18 protein-coding genes are annotated in these 22,561 nt (G+C 62.4%); 9 read left to right on the forward strand and 9 right to left on the reverse strand.

Going from position 1 to position 22,561, the window contains the following annotated elements; genetic code table 11:
- Positions 1–233: 233 nt before the first annotated feature.
- The 3 genes from BM186_RS18940 to BM186_RS18950 form a co-directional block, all read right to left on the reverse strand.
- On the reverse strand, positions 234–1,484 hold the full coding sequence (locus BM186_RS18940; RefSeq protein ID WP_021490391.1) for a sarcosine oxidase subunit beta family protein: 1,251 nt from the start codon (positions 1,482–1,484) through the stop codon (positions 234–236).
- Between the two features lie 66 nt (positions 1,485–1,550).
- Positions 1,551–2,804: a serine hydroxymethyltransferase gene (gene glyA / locus BM186_RS18945; protein ID WP_074917399.1), complete on the reverse strand. Its 1,254-nt coding sequence runs from the start codon at positions 2,802–2,804 to the stop codon at positions 1,551–1,553.
- A gap of 693 nt (positions 2,805–3,497) precedes the next feature.
- On the reverse strand, positions 3,498–3,803 hold the full coding sequence (locus BM186_RS18950; RefSeq protein ID WP_074917401.1) for a hypothetical protein: 306 nt from the start codon (positions 3,801–3,803) through the stop codon (positions 3,498–3,500).
- A 238-nt stretch (positions 3,804–4,041) separates the two neighbouring features.
- On the opposite strand from BM186_RS18950, the gene BM186_RS18955 reads away from it, so the two are divergent.
- Positions 4,042–5,082, forward strand: coding sequence for a threonine aldolase family protein (locus BM186_RS18955; RefSeq protein ID WP_074917415.1), 1,041 nt, complete (start codon positions 4,042–4,044; stop codon positions 5,080–5,082).
- A 76-nt stretch (positions 5,083–5,158) separates the two neighbouring features.
- Here the strand turns inward: BM186_RS18955 and gbcB are convergent, their stop codons facing one another.
- Positions 5,159–6,262 carry a glycine-betaine demethylase subunit GbcB gene (gene gbcB / locus BM186_RS18960; protein WP_072424929.1) on the reverse strand — a complete coding sequence of 368 codons (1,104 nt, stop codon included), beginning with the start codon at positions 6,260–6,262 and terminating at the stop codon, positions 5,159–5,161.
- A gap of 313 nt (positions 6,263–6,575) precedes the next feature.
- Between gbcB and gbcA the strand changes: the two genes are divergently transcribed.
- Positions 6,576–7,868 carry a glycine-betaine demethylase subunit GbcA gene (gene gbcA, locus BM186_RS18965; protein WP_074917417.1) on the forward strand — a complete coding sequence of 431 codons (1,293 nt, stop codon included), beginning with the start codon at positions 6,576–6,578 and terminating at the stop codon, positions 7,866–7,868.
- A gap of 167 nt (positions 7,869–8,035) precedes the next feature.
- Here gbcA and typA read toward each other — a convergent pair whose 3' ends face one another.
- Entirely contained in the window at positions 8,036–9,859 is a 1,824-nt protein-coding gene (typA, locus tag BM186_RS18970) for a translational GTPase TypA (protein WP_072424927.1), read from the reverse strand.
- 150 nt (positions 9,860–10,009) lie between these two features.
- Positions 10,010–11,464 carry a tRNA uracil 4-sulfurtransferase ThiI gene (gene thiI, locus BM186_RS18975; RefSeq protein ID WP_072424926.1) on the reverse strand — a complete coding sequence of 485 codons (1,455 nt, stop codon included), beginning with the start codon at positions 11,462–11,464 and terminating at the stop codon, positions 10,010–10,012.
- A 328-nt stretch (positions 11,465–11,792) separates the two neighbouring features.
- Between thiI and glnA the strand changes: the two genes are divergently transcribed.
- The 5 genes from glnA to ntrC all read left to right on the forward strand — a co-directional run bounded on the left by glnA (position 11,793) and on the right by ntrC (position 17,369).
- On the forward strand, positions 11,793–13,199 hold the full coding sequence (glnA, locus tag BM186_RS18985; protein WP_072424925.1) for a glutamate--ammonia ligase: 1,407 nt from the start codon (positions 11,793–11,795) through the stop codon (positions 13,197–13,199).
- Between the two features lie 273 nt (positions 13,200–13,472).
- Positions 13,473–14,039: a DUF4124 domain-containing protein gene (locus BM186_RS18990; RefSeq protein WP_072424924.1), complete on the forward strand. Its 567-nt coding sequence runs from the start codon at positions 13,473–13,475 to the stop codon at positions 14,037–14,039.
- Positions 14,040–14,044: 5 nt separating this feature from the next.
- Entirely contained in the window at positions 14,045–14,662 is a 618-nt protein-coding gene (locus BM186_RS18995; protein ID WP_072424923.1) for a DUF4124 domain-containing protein, read from the forward strand.
- Between the two features lie 188 nt (positions 14,663–14,850).
- Complete coding sequence (gene glnL / locus BM186_RS19000) at positions 14,851–15,939, forward strand: nitrogen regulation protein NR(II) (protein WP_017675830.1); 1,089 nt, start codon at positions 14,851–14,853, stop codon at positions 15,937–15,939.
- Positions 15,936–17,369: a nitrogen regulation protein NR(I) gene (ntrC, locus tag BM186_RS19005; RefSeq protein ID WP_072424922.1), complete on the forward strand. Its 1,434-nt coding sequence runs from the start codon at positions 15,936–15,938 to the stop codon at positions 17,367–17,369. The genes glnL and ntrC overlap by 4 nt, the downstream gene beginning before the upstream one ends.
- Positions 17,370–17,581: 212 nt before the next feature.
- Here ntrC and BM186_RS19010 read toward each other — a convergent pair whose 3' ends face one another.
- A complete protein-coding gene (locus BM186_RS19010; protein WP_021490398.1) occupies positions 17,582–17,980 on the reverse strand; it encodes an NINE protein in 399 nt (132 codons plus the stop codon).
- 146 nt (positions 17,981–18,126) lie between these two features.
- On the opposite strand from BM186_RS19010, the gene BM186_RS19015 reads away from it, so the two are divergent.
- Together BM186_RS19015 and BM186_RS19020 are read left to right on the forward strand one after the other, a co-directional pair.
- Positions 18,127–19,338, forward strand: a complete 1,212-nt coding sequence (locus tag BM186_RS19015; RefSeq protein WP_074917419.1) for a putative DNA modification/repair radical SAM protein — start codon at positions 18,127–18,129, stop codon at positions 19,336–19,338.
- Positions 19,338–20,225 (forward strand): TIGR03915 family putative DNA repair protein, encoded by an 888-nt coding sequence (locus BM186_RS19020; RefSeq protein ID WP_074917421.1) that lies wholly within the window; start codon positions 19,338–19,340, stop codon positions 20,223–20,225. Before BM186_RS19015 ends, BM186_RS19020 begins: the two co-directional genes overlap by 1 nt.
- Here BM186_RS19020 and BM186_RS19025 read toward each other — a convergent pair.
- Together BM186_RS19025 and pilT are read right to left on the reverse strand one after the other, a co-directional pair.
- Complete coding sequence (locus BM186_RS19025; RefSeq protein WP_045735677.1) at positions 20,191–21,336, reverse strand: PilT/PilU family type 4a pilus ATPase; 1,146 nt, start codon at positions 21,334–21,336, stop codon at positions 20,191–20,193. The two genes, BM186_RS19020 and BM186_RS19025, sit on opposite strands and share 35 nt — an antisense overlap.
- Positions 21,337–21,463: 127 nt before the next feature.
- On the reverse strand, positions 21,464–22,498 hold the full coding sequence (pilT, locus tag BM186_RS19030; RefSeq protein WP_003463935.1) for a type IV pilus twitching motility protein PilT: 1,035 nt from the start codon (positions 22,496–22,498) through the stop codon (positions 21,464–21,466).
- Positions 22,499–22,561: the final 63 nt, after the last annotated feature.

The following is a 22,561-nucleotide window of genomic DNA, read 5'->3' on the forward strand; positions in this document are numbered from 1 at the left end:
TTGGCCTCCTGAAACGCTTCCCCGCTCGCAGATGCCAACGGGGTTTATCTTGCCTCCCCTCTCCCTTCGGGAGAGGGGCTGGGGGAGAAGGTTTTTGTCTCCCCTCTCCCACTTGTGGGAGAGGGGTCGGGGGAGAGGGCATTCGGTGTGAACCGCAACGCCCTCTCCCGGCCCTTCGGGCCACCCTCTCCCATGAATGGGAGAGGGTCATCAGCTTTGCGCTACGCGCGCTTTTAGTGAGCCACGGCAGCGGCGCCGTGCTCGTCGATCAGTGCGCCGGTGTGGAAACGGTCGATGGAGAACGGCTTGGCCAGTGGATGCATTTCACCCTTGGCCAGGCTGGCGGCGAACACGTGGCCAGAACCTGGCGTGGCCTTGAAGCCACCGGTACCCCAACCGCAGTTGAAGAACAGGTTGTCCACCGGGGTCTTGGAAATGATCGGGCATGCGTCGGGGCTGGTATCGACGATGCCGCCCCACTGGCGGTTCATGCGTACCCGCGAGAGCACCGGGAACATCTCGACGATGGCCTGCAGGGTGTGTTCGATGGTGCCGTAGGAGCCGCGCTGGCCGTAGCCGTTGTAGCCGTCGATGCCGGCACCGATGACTAGGTCGCCCTTGTCCGACTGACTGATGTAACCATGCACGGCGTTGGACATGATCACGCTGTCGATGATCGGCTTGATCGGCTCGGATACCAGCGCCTGCAGCGGGTGGGACTCCAGCGGCAGGCGGAAGCCAGCGAGCCCCGCCATATGCCCGGAATTACCGGCAGTGACCACACCGACGCGCTTGGCACCGATGAAACCCTTGTTGGTCTCGACACCGATCACCGCACCGTTCTGCTTGCGGAAACCGGTCACCTCGGTGTTCTGGATCAGGTCGACGCCCAGGGCATCGGCGGCACGCGCGTAACCCCAGGCCACGGCGTCATGACGGGCGACGCCGCCGCGACGCTGCACGGTGGAGCCCATCACCGGATAACGGGTGTTCTTGCTGCAGTCGAGGTAGGGAATCTCCTCGGCCACCTGCTTGGCATCCAGCAGTTCGCCATCCACGCCGTTGAGGCGGTTGGCACTGACGCGGCGCTCGGCGTCACGCATGTCCTGCAGGGTGTGGCAGAGGTTGTACACGCCACGCTGGGAGAACATGACGTTGTAGTTGATGTCCTGCGACAGACCTTCCCACAGCTTCATGGCGTGTTCGTAGAGCTGCGCGGACTCATCCCACAGGTAGTTGGAACGCACGATGGTGGTGTTGCGTGCAGTGTTGCCACCGCCGAGCCAGCCCTTCTCGACCACGGCGACGTTCTTCACGCCGAATTCCTTGGCCAGGTAATAGGCCGTGGCCAGGCCGTGGCCGCCACCACCGACGATGACCACGTCGTACACCGGCTTGGGCGTCGGGTTGCGCCACATGCGCTGCCAGTTCTCATGGTGGCTGAACGAGTGCTTGAACAGGCCGAAGCCGGAATAACGTTGCATGGGCATGCTCCAGGGTTCTGCTCCCCTCTCAGCGTTACGCGAGAGGGGCCGAGAGAAAGGGTTGGCTTAGCGATACACCGGGTAATCCGCGCACAGCCCGGCCACCAGCTTGGCCACCTGCGCCTCGACGTCGGCATCGCCGAGGTGATCGAGGATGTCGCAGATCCAACCGGCCAGCGCCTGGCACTGGGCGACCTTGAAGCCGCGGGTGGTGACGGCCGGCGTACCGATGCGGATGCCCGAGGTCACGAACGGCGATTGCGGGTCGTTGGGCACGGCGTTCTTGTTCACGGTGATACCGGCACGGCCCAACGCAGCGTCAGCCTCCTTGCCGGTCAGGCCCTGCTTGATCAGGCTGAGCAGGAACAGGTGGTTGTCGGTGCCGCCGGACACCACCTCGTAGCCGCGCTCGATGAACACCCTGGCCATGGCCTGGGCGTTGTCGATGACCTGCTGCTGGTAGGCCTTGAACTCAGGCTCCATGGCTTCCTTGAAGCACACCGCCTTGGCCGCGATAACGTGCATCAGCGGGCCACCCTGGGCGCCGGGGAAAACGGCGGAGTTGAGTTTCTTCTCGATCTCTTCGTTGGCCTTGGCCAGGATCAGGCCGCCGCGCGGGCCGCGCAGTGTCTTGTGCGTAGTGGTGGTGACCACGTCGGCAAAGGGAATCGGGTTCGGGTACAGACCTGCTGCGACCAGGCCCGCCACATGCGCCATATCGACGAACAGTAGCGCGCCGACCTTGTCGGCGATGGCTCGAAAGCGCGGGAAGTCGAGGGTCTTGGAGTAGGCGGAGAAGCCGGCGACGATGATCTTCGGCTTGTGCTCCACGGCCAGGCGCTCGACCTCGTCATAGTCGATCAGCCCGGTGGCGGTGTCCAGGCCGTACTGCACGGCGTTGTAGAGTTTGCCCGAGGACGACACCTTGGCGCCGTGGGTCAGGTGGCCGCCGTGGGCCAGGCTCATACCGAGGATGGTGTCGCCGGCATTGAGCAGCGCCAGGTACACGGCGCTGTTGGCCGAGGAACCGGAGTGCGGCTGGACGTTGGCGTAGTCGGCGCCGAACAGCTGCTTGGCGCGGTCGATGGCCAGTTGCTCGACCTTGTCGACGTACTCGCAGCCACCGTAATAACGCTTGCCCGGATAACCTTCGGCGTACTTGTTGGTCAGGCCGCTGCCCTGCGCTTCCATCACCCGCTGGCTGCAGTAGTTCTCCGAGGCGATCAGCTCGATGTGCTCTTCCTGACGGCGTTCTTCCTGATCGATCGCCGCGAGCAACTCGTCGTCGTAACCCTGAATCTGATCCTGCTTGCTGAACATCTCGACTCTCCTGCAGCGCCTATGGGCGGCGGTCTTGGACGGGCGGGCCAGCAAGGCCCTGTGCAGCGATGGTAGGGCCGCCCCTGCCCCCTCAAATGCCTGCCAACGCCGCGAGAGCATTCGTTTGCGACATGGCCTTGTCGCAATCAGGCGCGTCGCGGGTGCGCCGCTGGTTTGCACACAAATCACGGGGATCAAGCTGTGGATAAGCCGTGCATAGCGCGTGTCGCCCCAACAACTGCAAGGGTTTCCTGGCAGCGCTCATTTCCTGATCGATATCAATCAGTTAACAATGCAGAGAATGCACAGAAGCGGTGGACTAGCCTGTGGAAAAGCTGTCAGCAGATGGCTGCCGCCCTCGCCAGCTCTGCACGTGAGAGCGCTGTTCGATATCCATACACGCACGCCGGCTCCCTGGCTTATCCACCAGCGACATGAACGAGAGGCGGGATCGGTTGGGGATATGCACAGAAGATGTGGATGAAACTGTGCATAGGCTGTTCGACAAGGGCGCGCGCCCAGAGCCACCGCGGCCTGTCGGGATACGGCTAAAAATCGAACAGGATCAAGGAGATAGATCAGGCTTGTGCACAAATACTGTGGGCGGCGCTGTGCATGGCCTGTGGAAACATGGCGCCAGGCAAGGGCCCATGGGGCTCCGGCGCCAGCGCCTGCTATTTGCTCAACGACGCCTTACGGCTTGAGCTTGCCAGCACAGCTGCTGGAGGCATTCACCAGACGCTGCTGCATGGCAGGGTCAGGTGGGGACTGGCGGCTGATTTCCTGCAATTCAGCTTCACTGAATTCCTGGCTGACCTTGGTCGCGGCACAGTCGCAATAAGCGCGCAATTGTGGCTCCTCGTAGCCTGCCGGTGCGCCAGCGATGCACTGCTGAACGAACTCGGTCTTGGCATTATCCGACCACTCGGCGGCGGCAACGGGCAGCGCCACGGCCAGCGGCAGGGCAAGGGCAAGGGCGAGCAGGTGACGATAAGTCATGGGAAACTCCTTCTCTTGATTGCGGAGAGCGGATCGACTGCCGCCCTCTGGTAAGTGTGAACCCCGCTGCAAGCCCCAAGTTCCATCTGCGAGCCGAACGGTTGGCCACGAACCGACCCGGCAGTACGCTTCAGCGCAACAACTCGTCGCCGCGACGGACGCCTGACCGCCAGCCGCAGGTTAAAGTGAGCGCTTTGTCGGCAGACCCGCCGGCAGGTTTTTCAGAAGGAACGCGCCAATGCCCGACAATGCCCAGCAATTCGCCAGCGACAACTACTCCGGCATCTGTCCCGAAGCCTGGGCCGCCATGGCCGAGGCCAACCAGGGCCACCAGCGCGCCTACGGCGATGACGAATGGACGGCGCGTGCCGCCGACCACTTCCGCCGCCTGTTCGAGACCGACTGCGAAGTGTTCTTCGCCTTCAACGGCACCGCCGCCAACTCCCTGGCCCTGGCCTCACTGTGCCAGAGCTACCACAGCGTGATCTGCTCGGAGACCGCCCACGTCGAGACCGACGAGTGCGGCGCGCCGGAGTTCTTCTCCAACGGTTCCAAGTTGCTGCTGGCCGAGACCGAGAACGGCAAGCTGACCCCGCAAGCCATCCGCGAAATCGCCCTCAAGCGTCAGGATATCCACTACCCGAAACCGCGCGTGGTCACCCTCACCCAGGCCACCGAAGTCGGTACCGTGTACCGCCCGGAGGAAGTCCGCGCCATCAGCCAGGTCTGCAAGGAACTGAATCTCAACCTGCACATGGACGGCGCGCGCTTCTCCAACGCCTGCGCCTTTCTTGGCTGCAGCCCGGCGGAGCTGACCTGGAAGGCTGGCGTGGACGTGCTGTGCTTCGGCGGCACCAAGAACGGCATGGCGGTAGGTGAAGCCATCGTCTTCTTCAACAAGGATCTGGCCGAAGACTTCGACTATCGCTGCAAGCAGGCCGGCCAGTTGGCCTCGAAGATGCGCTACCTGTCCGCGCCCTGGGTCGGCATCCTGCAGGATGATGCCTGGCTCAAATATGCCAACCACGCCAACCGCTGCGCGCAGCTGCTGGCTACGCTGGTCGAGGACGTGCCCGGTGTCAGCCTGATGTTCCCGGTGGAGGCCAATGGCGTGTTCCTGCAACTGTCGGAGCCGGCCATCGCCGCCCTCACCGCTCGCGGCTGGCGCTTCTACACCTTCATCGGCGCCGGCGGCGCGCGCTTCATGTGCAGCTGGGATACCGACGAAGCCCGCGTGCGCCAGCTGGCCGCCGATATCCGTGAAGTGATGAGCGCCTGAAACGCCATAAGCCCCACGAGTGGGGCTTATGGCTAAGTAGCCCGGATTTCATCCGGGCTACAAACCTTCATGGCGATCAATAGTCGATCGCCACATCCCCTTTCGGCACACTGCAGCACGACAGGATGTAGCCCTCGGCGACGTCCTCGTCGGTGATGCCGCCGTTGTGCTCCATCTCCACTTCGCCCGCTGTCTTCATTACCTTGCAGGTACCGCAGATGCCCATGCCGCAGGCCTTGGGAATATGCAGGCCGAGTTTGGCGGCAGCGGCGTGCACGGTTTCGCCGGGCACCACACGAATGCTCTTGCCAGTGCTGGTGAACTCCACCTGGTGCAGGTCGGCCAGCGGCACATCCGGCGCATCGGCCGCCTCGGCAGCCAGCTCCTTGACCTCGGCGCGAATCTCCGGCGGCGTCGGGCCGAAGGCCTCCTCGTGGTAGCGATTCATGTCGTAGCCAGCCGCCTCGAGCAGGCGCTTGATGGCGCTCATGTAGGGCGTCGGGCCGCAGCAGAAGATTTCGCGATCAAGATAATCCGGAGCGATGAGCTCCAGCATCGGCTTGTTCAGGTAACCGCGATAACCCGCCCAGGCTTCACCCAGGCCGTGCTTCTCGCAGATAACGTGCAGGCTGAAGTTGTTGATGCGCGCCGCCATGTGCTCCAGCTCGCGCTGGTAGATGATGTCCTTCGGCGAACGAGCGCTGTGCACGAAGACCATGTCGACATTGGCGTTGGTGTCGTAGAACCAGCGCGCCATCGACATCACCGGGGTGATGCCGACACCACCGGAAAGAAACAGCACCTTGTCGGTGGGAAAATCGATGGCATTGAACAGGCCTACCGGCCCATGCACTGGCACCTCGTCGCCTTCCTTGAGGTTGTCGTGCAGCCAGTTCGATACCTTGCCGCCCGGCACCCGCTTGATGGTAATGGAGAAGCTGTAAGGCACCGAAGGCGAGCTGGAGATGGTATAGGAGCGCATGATCGGCTGGCCGTCGATCTCCAACTCCAGGGTGACGAACTGCCCGGGTTTGAAGAAGAACAGCACGGGCTGGTCGGCCATGAAGCAGAAGGTGCGCACGTCCCAGGTTTCCTGGATCACCTTGACGCAACGCACCAGATGGCGACCGTTGGTCCAGGTCTGCGTCGTAACCGGATTGAGGAAGGCATTGGTGGTCATGAACGGCTCTCCACGCGGCCGGATATCGGCCCATATGCGGCGGATTGTGCGAAAGGCTGCCGGTCGTCATTTATCTACCAGCGACATCCGCATGCTTATCGCGACCTGCCCGATAGCACGGGGCCTGGCGCGTCGGAAACAAATCTGGCCATGTCGCCCATGGATAAGGTTTTACCTGTTGCCGGCTCCACACTCCGCTCACCAAGCATGCACGCCCATTGCAGGCAGCAGCGAACGATTGAGACCTTGCGGCACATACCGTATCAGCCACTATTTCCGGCAGGCGCGAGGCGCCCGCCAATGAGGAGCCACCATGGACTGCACCCAAAACCTGAGCCTGGGCGACCCGCTGGAACCCGTGCGCAAGGCCACCGCACAGATGCTGAACGAACGCGACCACAGCTTCTCGCTGCCGCAGCCGTTCTACAGCGACGAACGCCTGTTCCAGGTCGACATGCAGGAGATCTTCCACAAGGAATGGCTGATCGCCGGCATGACCTGCGAAATCCCGGCCAAGGGCAACTTCCTCACCCTGCAGATCGGCGATAACCCGATTCTGGTCATTCGCGGCGCCGAAGGACAGATCCATGCCTTCCACAACGTCTGCCGTCACCGTGGCTCGCGCCTGTGTGTCTCGGACAAGGGCAAGGTCGCCAAGCTGGTATGCCCTTACCACCAGTGGACCTACGAGCTGGACGGGCGCCTGCTGTTCGCCGGCACCGAAATGGGCGCCGACTTCGACCTCAAGGACTACAGCCTGAAACCGGTGCAGTGCAAGACCGCTGGCGGCTACATCTTCATCTCCCTGGCGGAAAATCCGCCGGCCATCGACGAGTTCCTCGCCACCCTGGCGCATTACATGGAACCCTATGACATGGAGAACACCAAGGTGGCCGTGCAGACCACCCTGATGGAAAAGGCCAACTGGAAGCTGGTGCTCGAGAACAACCGCGAGTGCTACCACTGCAATGGTTCGCACCCAGAACTGCTCAACACCCTGCTGGAATGGGATGACGTCACCGATCCGCGCGCCAGCCAGGCGTTCAAGGATCAGGTCGCCGAATGCACCACCCGCTGGGACAAGGACAAGATCCCCTACGCCCACGTCAGCTTCGGCCTGCGCAACCGCATCGTGCGCATGCCCCTGCTCAAGGGCACCGTATCCATGACCATGGACGGGAAGCAGGGCTGCAAGAAACTCATGGGCCGCATCACCGACCCTGACCTGGGCTCCATGCGCATCCTGCACCTGCCGCACTCGTGGAACCACTGCATGGGCGACCACATGATCGTCTTCACCGTTTGGCCGATCAGCGCGCAGCAAACCATGGTCACTACCAAGTGGCTGGTGCACAAGGATGCCGTCGAAGGTGTCGACTATGACGTCGCCCGCCTGCGCCAGGTGTGGGATGCCACCAACGACCAGGATCGCCGCCTGGCCGAGGAAAACCAGCGCGGCATCAACTCTACCGCCTACCAGCCGGGCCCGTACTCGAAAACCTACGAGTTCGGCGTGATCAACTTCCTCGACTGGTACAGCGAGCGCATGCTCAACAACCTCGGCGACACCCCGGCGCAATCGCTGCGCCAGGTGGCGGGCGAGTGATGACGCTCAGCCTGCTGGTGGTGATCGCGCTGGCCGCCTATGGGCTGCTCGCCTGTAGGCCACAGCGCGGCTGAAGCCGCTCAACACCTAACGGCGCCCCAACAAAAAGCCCCGCCAGATCGCTCTGGCGGGGCTTTTCGTTTACAGCCGAGGCGAGTCGCTAAGCGTCAGGCCTTGTTGGCTTTCTTGGCAGCGCGGGTGCGCTCGCCTTCGTCGAGGATCTTCTTGCGCAGACGGATCGACTTCGGCGTCACTTCGCACAGCTCGTCATCCTGGATGAACTCCAGCGCCTGCTCCAGGGTGAAGCGAACCGGCGGTACCAGGGCGATGGTTTCGTCCTTGCCCGAAGCGCGCATGTTGTCGAGCTTCTTGCCTTTGGTGGGGTTGACGCCCAGGTCGTTGTCACGGCTGTTCAGGCCGACGATCTGACCGTTGTAGATTTCCTGGCCATGCTCGACGAACAGCTTGCCGCGCGCCTGCAGGGTTTCCAGGGAGTAGGTCAGGGCCTTGCCGGTATCGATCGACACCAGTACGCCGTTCTGACGCCCAGACATGCTGCCCGGCTTGACGGTGTCATAACGGTCGAAGATCGAGGTCAGGATGCCGGCGCCGTTGGTCAGGGTCAGGAACTGGTTACGGAAACCGATCAGACCGCGAGCCGGGATGTTGTATTCCAGGCGCACGCGGCCTTTGCCGTCCGGCGACATGTTGGTCAGGTCGCCCTTACGCAGGCCCATTTCTTCCATGACCTTGCCCTGGGATTCCTCAGGGATGTCGATGGTGACGTTCTCGAACGGCTCCTGCTTGACGCCGTTGACTTCGCGAATGATGACTTCCGGACGGCCAACGCCCATTTCGAAACCTTCGCGACGCATGGTTTCGATCAGAACCGAGAGGTGCAGCTCACCACGGCCGGAGACCTTGAACTTGTCGGCGCTGTCGCCTTCTTCGACGCGCAGGGCCACGTTGTACAGCAGCTCCTTGTCCAGACGCTCCTTGATGTTGCGGCTGGTGACGAACTTGCCTTCCTTGCCGCAGAACGGCGAATCGTTGACCTGGAAGGTCATCGAGACGGTCGGCTCGTCAACGGTCAGCGGCTTCATCGCTTCGACGTGGTTGATGTCGCACAGGGTATCGGAGATGAACAGCTGGTCCATACCGCTGACGCAGACGATGTCACCGGCGGTGGCTTCTTCGACATCGACGCGGTGCAGGCCGTGGTGGCCCATCAGCTTGAGGATACGGCCGTTACGCTTCTTGCCGTCGACGTCGATGGCAGTCACCGGGGTGTTCGGCTTGACCTTGCCGCGAGCGATGCGGCCAACGCCGATGATGCCGAGGAAGCTGTTGTAGTCCAGCGCGGAGATCTGCATCTGGAACGGGCCGTCGAGGTCGACGTTCGGCGCCGGCACGTGATCAACGATGGCCTGGTACAGCGGGGTCAGGTCTTCGGCCATGGCGGTGTGGTCGAGACCGGCAATGCCGTTCAGGGCGCTGGCGTAGACGACCTGGAAGTCGAGCTGCTCATCGGTGGCACCGAGGTTGTCGAACAGGTCGAAGATCTGGTCCATGACCCAGTCAGGACGCGCGCCCGGACGGTCGATCTTGTTGATCACGACGATCGGCTTGAGGCCGGCTTCGAAGGCCTTCTTGGTCACGAAGCGGGTTTGCGGCATCGGGCCGTCCTGGGCGTCGACCACCAGCAGTACGGAGTCGACCATCGACATCACGCGCTCGACTTCGCCACCGAAGTCGGCGTGGCCGGGGGTGTCGACGATGTTGATGCGGTAGTCGTTCCACTTGATGGCGGTGTTCTTGGCCAGAATGGTGATGCCGCGCTCTTTTTCCTGGTCGTTGCTGTCCATCACGCGCTCGTCGTTGAGCTCGTTACGCTCAAGGGTGCCGGACTGACGCAGCAGGGCGTCGACGAGGGTGGTTTTGCCATGGTCGACGTGGGCGATGATGGCGATGTTGCGCAGATTTTCGATCACTGTGTGTATCTCGATCAGAGGATTCGGTGTGTCGCCCAGCCTGGACGACGAATATGAAGAAAACTGTTTCAGCAAGCTGAATGGGGTGTCACCGCTGGCGAACGGTCGGGAGGGCGATGGCGGATACTTCCGCCATTGAGCCCCGGCGTTCTATGCCGGACGATAAACGCGCACATTGGCATGTCCCTCGCTCAGCAGATGGTGGGCATGCAGACGGCTCATCACGCCCTTGTCGCAATACAGCAGGTACTGGCGATTCTCATCCAGTTCCTTGAATTTGTTGTTCAGCGCATAGAACGGCAGCGCCTGCACTTCGATGCCTGGCACGTCCAGCGGCTCGTCTTCGGCGGCATCCGGGTGGCGGATATCGATGACGATCTGGCCGGCCAGCGCTTCACGTACTTCCTCGACCTGCACGTCCTTGCCCAGCTCGTCGATCACGCGGTCGATGGGCAGTTGGGTGGCGCGTTCGAGGGCGCGTTCGAGGATGGCCATGTCGAACTGCGCCTCCTCGTGCTCGATGCGGTAACCGCGTGCCTTGGTGGTCGGGTTGACCGAGATCACGCCGCAGTACTCAGGCATGTTCTTGGCGAACTCGGCGGTGCCAATGCGCGTGGCAGTGTCGATGATGTCCTGCTTGTGGCTGGCGATCAGCGGGCGCATGACCAACATGTCGGTGGCCGAGTCGATCACCGCGAGGTTGGTCAGGGTCTGGCTGGAAACCTGGCTGATCGCCTCGCCGGTGACCAGCGCCTCGATCTGCAGCTTTTCGGCGACACGGGTGGCAGCGCGCAGCATCATGCGCTTGAGGATCACGCCCATCTGGCTGTTGTCGACCTTGCCGAGAATCTCGCCGACCACTTCCTCGAACGGCACGCTGACGAACAGCACGCGCTGCGAGCGGCCGAACTTCTGCCATATATAGTGCGCCACTTCCATCACGCCCAATTCGTGGGCACGACCGCCGAGGTTGAAGAAGCAGAAGTGGCTGACCAGGCCGCGACGCATCATCTGGTAGGCCGCCACGGTGGAGTCGAAGCCACCGCTCATCAGCACCAGGGTCTGCTCCAGCGAGCCCAGCGGATAACCGCCGAGGCCTTCATGACGGTTGTGCACCACGAACAGGCGCTGGTCGCGAATCTCCATGCGCACTTCGACGTCCGGCTTCTTCAGGTCAATGCCGGCAGCGCCGCACTCGAGGCGCAGGCGCGAACCGACATGACGCTCGACATCGATGGAGGAAAACGCGTGCTTGCCACCGCGCTTGCAACGCACGGCGAAGATCTTGCCCGGCAGCTGCTCGGCGTAGTGACGCTTGCAGTGCTCGGTGATGTCGTCCAGATCGCCCAGCGGGTATTCATTGACCTCGAGGAACAGACCGATACCCGGCGTGTTGCGCAGGCGTTCGGTCATCTCGGCAAGCAGCTTGGGATCGTCCAGATCGGTTTCGACCTCGAGGTTGTCCCAGACACCGGTCACCCGCAGTTCGGGGTCAAGATCGCGCAGCACGGAGCGAATGTTCTTCCCCAACTGGCGGATGAACTGCTTGCGCACCGGGCGGCTCTTGATGGTGATTTCCGGGAAAACTTTGACGATGAGCTTCATGAATAGGCCGCCCACTTGGGGGACGAAAAAACAGGGGCGCGGATTATAGCGGAAATTGTTCAAGCTTTGACCAAAAATACTGCACCAACCACACAGCGCACCAAAATGGATCTTCATCGAAATTAAAGGCCCTTAAATGGTGCAAATATTCCTGGCGAATTACCGCGCAGACGGCGCAGCACCTGAGTTTCGCGGCTTCTGCCCAATAAAGGGCACTGGCATGCAATTTGCTCCCTTGTGAGGCAGGTCGCCCTGGAGGACTATCCCGCCGGGCTTCACCGCATCTTCAAGGCTTATCGATAAGAGCCTTTTCCACCTGGAGGACAACATGTCTAAGGCTGTTCAACTGATCAAAGAACACGACGTGAAGTGGGTAGACCTGCGCTTCACCGACACCAAGGGCAAGCAGCACCACGTGACCATGCCGGCCCGTGACGCCCTGGACGAAGATTTCTTCGAGCACGGCAAAATGTTCGACGGCTCCTCCATCCATGGCTGGAAAGGCATCGAAGCCTCCGACATGATCCTGATGCCGGTAGACGATACCGCCGTTCTGGACCCGTTCACCGAAGAGCCTACCCTGATCCTGGTCTGCGACATCATCGAGCCGAGCACCATGCAAGGCTACGACCGCGACCCGCGCTCCATCGCCAAGCGCGCTGAAGAGTTCCTCAAAGGCACCGGCATCGGTGACACCGTATTCGTTGGCCCGGAGCCCGAGTTCTTCATCTTCGACGAAGTGAAGTTCAAGTCCGACATCTCCGGCTCGATGTTCAAGATCTACTCCGAGCAAGGCTCCTGGATGACCGACGGCGACGTCGAAGGCGGCAACAAGGGCCACCGTCCGGCCGTCAAAGGCGGTTACTTCCCGGTTCCGCCGTGCGACCACGACCACGAAATCCGTACTGCCATGTGCAACGCCATGGAAGAAATGGGCCTGGTCGTCGAAGTGCACCACCACGAAGTGGCCACTGCCGGTCAGAACGAAATCGGCGTGAAGTTCAACACCCTGGTCGCCAAGGCTGACGAAGTTCAGACCCTGAAGTACTGCGTACACAACGTCGCCGACGCCTACGGCAAGACCGCCACCTTCATGCCGAAGCCGCTGTACGGCGACAACGGCTCGGGCATGCACGTGCACATGTCGATCTCCAAAGACGGCAAGAACACCTTCGCTGGCGAAGGCTATGCCGGCCTGTCCGAAACTGCTCTGTACTTCATCGGCGGCATCATCAAGCACGGTAAGGCCCTGAACGGCTTCACCAACCCGTCGACCAACTCCTACAAGCGTCTGGTTCCGGGCTTCGAAGCTCCGGTGATGCTGGCCTACTCGGCTCGCAACCGTTCCGCCTCGATCCGCATCCCGTACGTTGCCAGCCCGAAAGCCCGCCGCATCGAAGCGCGCTTCCCGGACCCGGCTGCCAACCCGTACCTGGCCTTCGCTGCCCTGCTGATGGCCGGTATCGACGGCATCCAGAACAAGATCCACCCGGGCGATGCAGCCGACAAGAACCTGTACGACCTGCCGCCGGAAGAAGGCAAGCTGATCCCGCAGGTTTGCGGCAGCCTGAAAGAAGCCCTGGAAGAGCTGGACAAGGGCCGCGCGTTCCTGACCAAGGGCGGCGTGTTCTCCGACGATTTCATCGATGCCTACATCGAGCTGAAATCCGAAGAAGAAATCAAGGTGCGTACCTTCGTACACCCGCTGGAATACGACCTGTACTACAGCGTCTAAGCCAGTCTGCGCCGCCTCGTGCGGCGCTCTCGAAAGCCCCGCCCGGCCCTGCCTGGCGGGGCTTTTTCATGGGCACTCAGCGGCACCATGCCCTGTAGGAGCGAGCATCGCGAGCGAACCTGGCGACCTGAAGAGCTTCGCTCGCGACGCTCGCTCCTACGGCAGATCCGAGTCCACTTTTTGTAGCCAAACATCACAGCCATGGCGCCCTGCGCTTGCCAGGAACCGCCAGCAGTGCAAGGCTTAGCGCATCATCCGCGGAAGGATCGGCCCATGCGCCCGTTACTCGCCTGCCTGCTGCTTGCCCTGGCCTTGCCGGCCAGTGCGCAGATCTACAAATACATCGACGCCAACGGCAATACGGTCTTCACCAACCAGCCGCCCGATGGCGCAGCAGCCGAGAGCGTCAACCTGCCGCCAACCAATACGGTAGAGATGCAGACGCCCAGCATTCCTGCAGACACCAGCGGCGACACCTCAGCACAGAGTGCGGCCCCTTACTCCGTGTTGAGCCTCACCGGTATCCCGGATGATGAAGCCATGCGCGCCAACAACGGCACCTTCGTCGTCGGGGTGAACATCCAGCCACGCCTGCAACCCGGCCACCAGCTACGGCTGATTCTCGATGGCGAGCCATACGGCCAGGCCAGCAATGTACCGAGCCTGCAGCTGACCAATGTCGAGCGCGGCGAGCACAGCCTGGCGGTGGCAGTGGTCTTGGGTGACCGCATCATCCAGCAGAGCGCCACCGAAACCTTTACCGTGCAGCGCATCAGCGTCAACAGCCCTGCCCGTCCACCTGTCACGCCACCGCGTCCGACCCCAAGACCTGCGAACTGATCACGATGCGTACACTGCTGCTCTGCCTGCTGTTCATCACCCAAGCAGCTTCGGCTCAGGTCTATACCTATATCGATGCTGAAGGTAACCGCGTTTTCACTGACAAACCGCGCAGCAGCAATGCCGAACGGGTGATGCTCGCGCCATCCAACAACGCGCAAATGAGCCAGCCCCAACCCACGGTGCGCATGGCCCCGCCACCTGCGGTAAGCAAACCGACCGTGCACTATCAGGTGCTGCGCATTCTCGTGCCGGAGCCGGACGCCTCGATCCATAACGGTTCCGGCGACATGATCGTCACCCTCAACAGCGAGCCGGGCCTGCTGCCCGGCCACAGCTATCGGTTGCTGCTTGATGGCGAGCCCCAGGGTGAGACAAGCCGCAGCCCGGTCTTCTCCCTGCAGCACGTCGACCGCGGTACGCACCAACTGGTGGCAGAAATCATCGACTCCGCTGGGCTCATCGTCGAACGCACGCCAGCACAGCCCTTCCACATGCACCGCATGACCCTGGCGCAGAAGCGCAAGATCAATCCGTGCAAGAAGGATGAATACGGCGTTCGCCCCGAATGCCCGCTGAAAGACAAACCCAAGGAAGAGGTCAGCATCCTTCCCTTCTTCTGAATTCGATCGCACCTTAATGGTGCAATCTAGCGCACCACCTCCTAAGCTCTCCCTGTTTTGGGTCGCTTTTCCCCGCCCTGCTTCACCGCAGCACCACCAAAACCTGGCAGACCGCACAAATAATGCGTCTTTTCGGGGCCTTGGTTTGCTTCTTGCATTTTCCTGCCCATTGCCGGAAAGCACTGCCTATGACCATCAATGACGCGCTGCACCGCCTGCTACTCGACAACCTGACCACCGCTACCCTGCTGCTCAACAGCCAGCTGTGCCTTGAGTACATGAACCCGGCGGCGGAAATGCTCCTGGCCGTCAGCGGCCAGCGCAGCCATGGTCAGTTCATCAGCGACCTGTTCACCGAATCGCCAGAGGCGCTGTCGTCGCTGCGCCAGGCGGTGGAGCAGGCACATCCGTTCAACAAGCGTGAAGCCGTACTGACCTCGGTCACTGGCCAGACGCTGACCGTGGACTACGCCGTCACCCCACTGTTCAGCAAGGGCGAAACCCTGCTGCTGCTGGAGGTGCACCCGCGTGATCGCCTGCTGCGCATCACCAAGGAAGAGGCGCAGCTGTCCAAGCAGGAAACCACCAAACTGCTGGTGCGCGGCCTGGCCCACGAAATCAAGAATCCACTCGGCGGCATTCGCGGCGCAGCACAACTGCTGTCGCGCGAACTGCCCAACGAAGAGCTCAAGGACTACACCAACGTCATCATCGAAGAGGCCGACCGCCTGCGTAACCTGGTCGACCGCATGCTCGGTTCGAACAAGTTGCCGTCGCTGGCCATGACCAACGTGCACGAGGTGCTCGAGCGCGTTGCCAACCTGATCGAAGCGGAAAGCCAGGGCAGCATCACTTTGGTGCGCGATTACGACCCGAGCATTCCGGATCTGCTGATCGACCGCGAGCAGATGATCCAGGCCGTGCTCAATATCGTGCGTAACGCCATGCAGGCCATCGCCGGGCAGAAGCACGACATGGGCCTCGGGCGCATCAGCCTGCGTACCCGCACCCTGCGCCAGTTCACCATCGGCCACACTCGCCACCGCCTGGTGGTCAAGGTCGAGATTATCGACAACGGCCCCGGCATCCCGCCTGAGCTGCAGGAAACCATCTTCTATCCCATGGTCAGCGGGCGTGCCGACGGCACCGGCCTGGGCCTGGCCATCACCCAGAACATCATCAGTCAGCACCAGGGCCTGATCGAGTGCGAGAGCTATCCCGGCCACACCGTATTCTCGATCTTCCTACCGCTGGAACAAGGAGCGCCCACGCCATGAGCCGCAGTGAAACCGTCTGGATTGTCGACGACGATCGTTCCATCCGCTGGGTACTGGAAAAGGCCCTGCAACAGGAAGGCATGACCACCCAGAGTTTCGACAGTGCAGACGGTGTACTCGCCCGCCTGACCCGCCAGCAGCCGGACGTGATCATCTCCGACATCCGCATGCCCGGCGCCAGCGGCCTCGACCTGCTGGCCCGCATCCGCGAACTGTACCCGCGCCTGCCGGTGATCATCATGACCGCGCATTCGGACCTGGACAGCGCGGTAGCCAGCTACCAGGGCGGTGCCTTCGAATACCTGCCCAAGCCGTTCGACGTCGACGAGGCCGTCTCGCTGGTCAAGCGCGCCTTCCAGCACGCCCAGGAACAACAAAGCCTGGCCGCGCCCGCTGCACAGGCGCGCACCCCGGAAATCATCGGCGAGGCGCCGGCGATGCAGGAGGTGTTCCGCGCTATCGGCCGCTTGAGCCATTCCAATATCACCGTGCTGATCAACGGCGAATCCGGCACGGGCAAAGAGCTGGTGGCGCACGCCCTGCACCGCCATAGCCCACGCGCAGCAGCGCCGTTCATTGCCCTGAACATGGCGGCAATTCCCAAGGACCTGATGGAGTCCGAGCTGTTCGGCCACGAGAAAGGCGCCTTCACCGGCGCGGCCAACCAGCGCCGCGGGCGCTTCGAGCAGGCCGATGGCGGCACCCTGTTCCTCGACGAAATCGGCGACATGCCGGCCGACACCCAGACGCGCCTGCTGCGCGTACTGGCCGATGGCGAGTTCTACCGCGTCGGTGGCCACACCCCGGTGAAGGTTGACGTGCGCATCATCGCCGCCACCCACCAGAACCTGGAAACCCTGGTACAGGCCGGCAAGTTCCGTGAAGACCTGTTCCACCGCCTCAATGTCATTCGTATCCACATTCCGCGCCTGGCCGACCGCCGCGAGGACATCCCTACCCTGGCTCATCACTTCCTCGCCCGCGCCGCGCAGGAACTGTCGGTAGAACCCAAGCTGCTCAAGAGCGAAACCGAGGATTACCTCAAGCACCTGCCTTGGCCGGGTAACGTGCGCCAGTTGGAGAACACCTGCCGCTGGATCACCGTCATGGCCTCAGGCCGTGAGGTGCATGTCGACGACCTGCCACCGGAGCTGCTGACCCAGCCGCAGGACGCCGCACCAGTGACCAACTGGGAGCAGGCGCTGCGCCTATGGGCCGACCAGGCCCTGGCACGCGGCCAGTCCAACCTGCTCGACAGCGCCGTGCCGGCCTTCGAGCGCATCATGATCGAGACCGCGCTCAAGCACACTGCTGGCCGCCGCCGCGACGCCGCCCTGCTGCTGGGTTGGGGTCGCAACACCCTGACGCGCAAGATCAAGGAGCTGGGCATGAAGGTCGACGGCGGGGATGACGACGACAGCGACGACTGATCCCGCCAGCATTACGAAAAAGGGCATCCCATGGGATGCCCTTTTCATTTCCCCGGGTTGCATCCGGGCTACGACGCTTGTCTCCCCTCTCCCGCTTGCGGGAGAGGGGCCGGGGGAGAAGGTCTATCCGGTAACACCGAATCGAATCGCCTGAACCACCCTCCCCCATAAATGGGAGAGGGGGCAGATCGTGCAAATCACTTGCCTCTGACTCAACCGCGCTGCGCGTTCTTGATCGAGATCTGCGTATTGAGCGTCCAGAAGTCGTAGAGCACGCCGATCAGGAACAGGCCGCCGGTGAACAGATAGATGATCCCGGTGATCCACTTGCCCTGGTACATGCGGTGCACACCGAACACACCGAGGAAGGTCAGCAGTATCCAAGCCACGTTGTAGTCGGTATCGCCGGCGGTAAAACGCAGGTCGGCCTCGCGATCCATCGAAGGAATCAGAAACAGATCGATGATCCAGCCGATGAAGAACAATCCCAGGGTGAAGAACCAGATGGTGCCGGTGACCGGCTTACCATAGTAGAAGCGGTGGGAACCGAGAAAACCGAAGATCCACAGCAGGTAACCAATCAGCTTGCTGTGCGTATCCTGTCGTTGCATGGCGAACTCCTTGTGCGAGATGCAGCTATGACGCTGCGCTCCTAGTGAAGGTTTCATCTGCAATGAGGCAGCGCAATACAAGAATGGCTTGATAGCTGTACGACGCCCATATACTGTATAAAAAAACAGTACAGATATCGACTGCCATGCAACTGATCGAAAAGCTCACCATCCTCGCCGACGCCGCCAAGTACGACGCCTCCTGCGCCAGCAGCGGCGCACCCAAGCGCAGCTCCAAGGGCAAGGACGGCATTGGTTCGACCAATGGCATGGGCATCTGCCACAGCTACACGCCGGACGGTCGCTGCGTGGCATTGCTTAAGATCCTGCTGACCAACTTCTGCCTGTACGACTGCCAGTACTGCATCAACCGACGCTCCAGCGACGTGCCGCGTGCGCGTTTCACGCCCGAGGAAGTGGTGACGCTGACCTTGGACTTCTACAAGCGCAACTGCATCAGCGGCCTGTTCCTAAGCTCCGGCATCATCCGCTCGGCCGACTACACCATGGAGCAGTTGATTCGCGTCGCTAAGCTGCTGCGCCAGGAGCACCAGTTCCGTGGCTACATTCATCTGAAGACCATCCCCGATGCCGCGCCGGAACTGATCGCGGAGGCCGGGCTGTACGCCGATCGCCTCAGCGTCAATATCGAGCTGCCGACCGAGACCAGCCTGGTGCGCCTGGCGCCGGAAAAGAACGTCGGCAGCATTCACCAGGCCATGCACAACATTCATCTCGGCGAGCGCGAGGCCAAGGAAGAACGCCGCGCACCACGTTTCGCCCCGGCCGGGCAAAGCACGCAGATGATCGTCGGCGCCGATGCCACTGATGACAGCACCATCCTGCACAACGCACAGAGCCTGTATCAGGGCTATCGCCTGCGCCGCGTCTATTACTCGGCCTTCAGCCCCATCCCGCAGAGTCCGAAGACCGTGCCGTTCGAGGCGCCACCGCTGCTGCGCGAGCACCGTCTGTACCAGGCTGACTTCCTCATGCGCGGCTACGGCTTCAGCGCCACGGAGCTGCTGGCCGGCCCCGGCAACCTGGCACTGGATATCGACCCCAAGCTGGCCTGGGCCCTGGCCAATCGCGAGCAGTTTCCGGTGGACCTGAACCGCGCCGACGAGTCGCTGATCGCCCGCGTGCCCGGCATCGGCGTGCTCAGCGCCAGGCGCCTGAGCGCGCTGCGGCGTGAACGGCGCATCCGCTACGAGGACCTGACCCGCCTGCGCTGCGTGCTGGAAAAGGCCAAGCCCTTCATCGTCACCCAGGACTACCGACCGCCGCGGGCCGAACACGAGTCCGTGGTGCTGCGCCAGCAGTTGCGCGACACCCCGGCGCAGATGGCGTTGTGGTGATGCACAGCCTGCGTTTCGACGGCACCTTCGCCACCTGGCGCCAGGCCGCGCGCCGTGCCCTGCTGCAGGGCCTGGCACCGCACCAGTTGCAGTGGCTGGACGAAGAAGCGGCGCCTGGCCTGTTCGACCAGCCCGCCGAACGCGCGCCGGAGCCCAATGGCCGCCTGCGCGTCTCGCCCGAACTGCTGGAGCTGCTGGAGAGCGCTGCACAGTACCGTGGTGAGGAGCGCTGGAGCCTGCTCTACCGCGTGCTCTGGCGCTTCGTGCAGGGTGAGCGCAGCGCCGTGCTGGCCGGCGACCCCGACGGCAGCGAGCTGCATCGCCGGCTCAAGGCGGTGCGGCGCGAGGCCCATCACCTGCATGCTTTCGTGCGCTTTCAGCCGAGCAAGGCGCAAGGCGCGCCGGACTTCGTCGCCTGGTTCGAACCGGCACACGACATCCTGGCCTCGGCCAGTGGTCACTTCGCCGAACGCCTGGGCAAACACAGTTGGCTGATCGCAACGCCGCGCGACGGCGTGTACTGGGATGGCCAACACCTGCAGCACGAGCGCCGCTGCCCGGCGCAATGGCAAGCCTGGGCACAGCAGCCCGGGGATGACGGTCAGGCCCTGTGGCGAGCCTATTACGGCAGCACCTTCAACCCGGCGCGGCTTAACCGCACGGTAATGCAGCAACATCTGCCACTGAGATTCTGGAAGCACCTGCCAGAAGGCCCGCTGATTCCGCAACTGATGAGCGAAGCACGCGCCGGCGCGCAGCGCGATGGCCAGGCATTGGTGCTGGCCGGCAGGAAGGGCAAACGCATCGCCCAGATAAACGAAGGGGACGCAGCGCGTCCCCCGTCAGGCAGCGTCAGCGGAAGCGACGCCCCGGATCTTCCTCGCTGACCTCCAGCGCCAGGCCCTGGGCCATGCTGGTCAGGTGATCGCCATCGGTTTCCGAGCCGAGCTTGATCATCAGGCGCAGGTCGTTGGCCGAGTCGGCGTAGAGCAGCGCATCTTCGTAGGTGATCTCGCCCTGGGTGTAGAGGTTGTACAGCGCCTGGTCGAAGGTCTGCATGCCCTGCTCGGTGGAGCGTTTCATCAGGCCCTTGAGCTCGTGCACCTCGCCCTTGCGGATCAGGTCGGCGGCCAGCGGGGTGTTGATCAGCACCTCGATCACCGCACGACGGCCCTTGCCGTCCGGGGTGGGCACCAATTGCTGGGCGACGATGGCCTTGAGGTTGAGCGACAGGTCCATCCACACCTGGTTCTGCCGGTCGGCCGGGAAGAAGTTGATGATGCGGTCCAGCGCCTGGTTGGCGTTGTTGGCGTGCAGGGTGGCCAGGCACAGGTGGCCGGTTTCGGCGAAGGCCACGGCGTGGTCCATGGTCTCGCGGGTGCGCACCTCACCGATGAGGATCACGTCAGGCGCCTGACGCAGGGTGTTCTTCAGCGCCACTTCGAAGGACTCGGTATCGATGCCCACTTCACGCTGAGTGACGATGCAGCTCTGATGCTGGTGAATGTATTCGATCGGGTCTTCGATGGAGATGATGTGGCCACTGCTGTTCTTGTTGCGGTAGCCGATCATCGCCGCCAGCGAGGTGGACTTACCGGTACCGGTGGCACCGACGAACAGCACCAGACCGCGCTTGGTCAGCGCCAGCTTCTTGAGGATCTCCGGCAGCTTGAGGTCATCGATGGTGGGGATATTGGTCTCGATCCGGCGCAGCACCATGCCCACCAGGTTGCGCTGGTAGAAGGCGCTGACGCGGAAACGACCGATGCCGCGGGCACTGATGGCGAAGTTGCACTCATGGTTCTCGGCAAAGTCGCGGCGTTGTGCCTCGTTCATCACACCCAATACGGTCTCGCGGGTCTGCTCCGGCGACATGGCATTCTTGGTCACCGGCATGATCTTGCCATTGACCTTCATCGACGGCGGTACGCCAGCGGTAATGAACAGATCGGAGCCGCCTTTTTCGACCATCAGGCGCAACAGTTTTTCGAATTCCATCGTCGTTCTCGCAGCTTCGTGTGCAATACCGTTCGGCAGCCATCTGCCGAATCATGGGAGCGAGCTCTGCCCGCGAACAGGGTGACGCCAAAAGCGTCGCGAGCAGGGCTCGCTCCTACACCTGTTCCTAGAAGTTTTCCGGGCTCTTGGCCTTCTCGCGCGCGCTGTCGCGGCTGACCAGCCCTTTGGACACCAACGTCTTCAGGCAGGCATCGAGGGTCTGCATGCCCAGCGCGCCGCCGGTCTGGATCGCCGAGTACATCTGCGCCACCTTGTCCTCTCGGATCAGGTTACGGATAGCCGGCGTGCCGATCATGATTTCGTGTGCCGCTACGCGACCGCCGCCGATCTTCTTCAGCAGAGTCTGCGAGATCACCGCCTGCAGTGATTCCGACAGCATCGAACGCACCATCGACTTCTCCTCGGCCGGGAACACGTCGACCACACGGTCGATGGTCTTGGCCGCAGAGGTGGTGTGCAGGGTGCCGAACACCAGGTGACCGGTTTCCGCGGCGGTCAGTGCCAGGCGGATGGTTTCCAGGTCGCGCATCTCGCCCACCAGGATGATGTCCGGGTCTTCACGCAGCGCCGAGCGCAGGGCTTCGGAGAAGCCGTGGGTGTCGCGATGCACCTCACGCTGGTTGACCAGGCACTTCTTCGACTCGTGGACGAATTCGATGGGATCTTCGATGGTGAGAATGTGGTGGTACTTGTTGCTATTGAGATAGTCGAGCATTGCCGCCAGGGTGGTCGACTTGCCCGAACCGGTAGGGCCGGTGACCAGCACCAGGCCGCGCGGCACGTCGGTGATCTTGCGGAACACTTCGCCCATGCCCAGGTCTTCCATGGTCAGCACCTTGGACGGAATGGTACGGAACACCGCACCGGCGCCACGGTTCTGGTTGAAGGCGTTGACCCGGAAACGTGCCACGCCCGGCACTTCGAAGGAGAAGTCGGTCTCGAGGAACTCTTCGAAGTCCTTGCGCTGCTTGTCATTCATGATGTCGTAGATCAGCGCGTGTACCTGCTTGTGATCCAGCGGCGGCAGGTTGATGCGGCGTACATCGCCGTCGACGCGGATCATCGGCGGCAGACCCGCCGAGAGGTGCAAATCCGACGCGCCTTGCTTGGCGCTGAAGGCAAGCAGCTCAGTGATATCCATGGGACTCCCCAATTACAAGCAAGCAGGTAGAATGCCGCGAACGCAACGGCCAGGCTTATAGAG

It is taken from the genome of Ectopseudomonas toyotomiensis (assembly GCF_900115695.1).
Taxonomy (GTDB): Bacteria; Pseudomonadota; Gammaproteobacteria; order Pseudomonadales; family Pseudomonadaceae; genus Aquipseudomonas; species Aquipseudomonas toyotomiensis.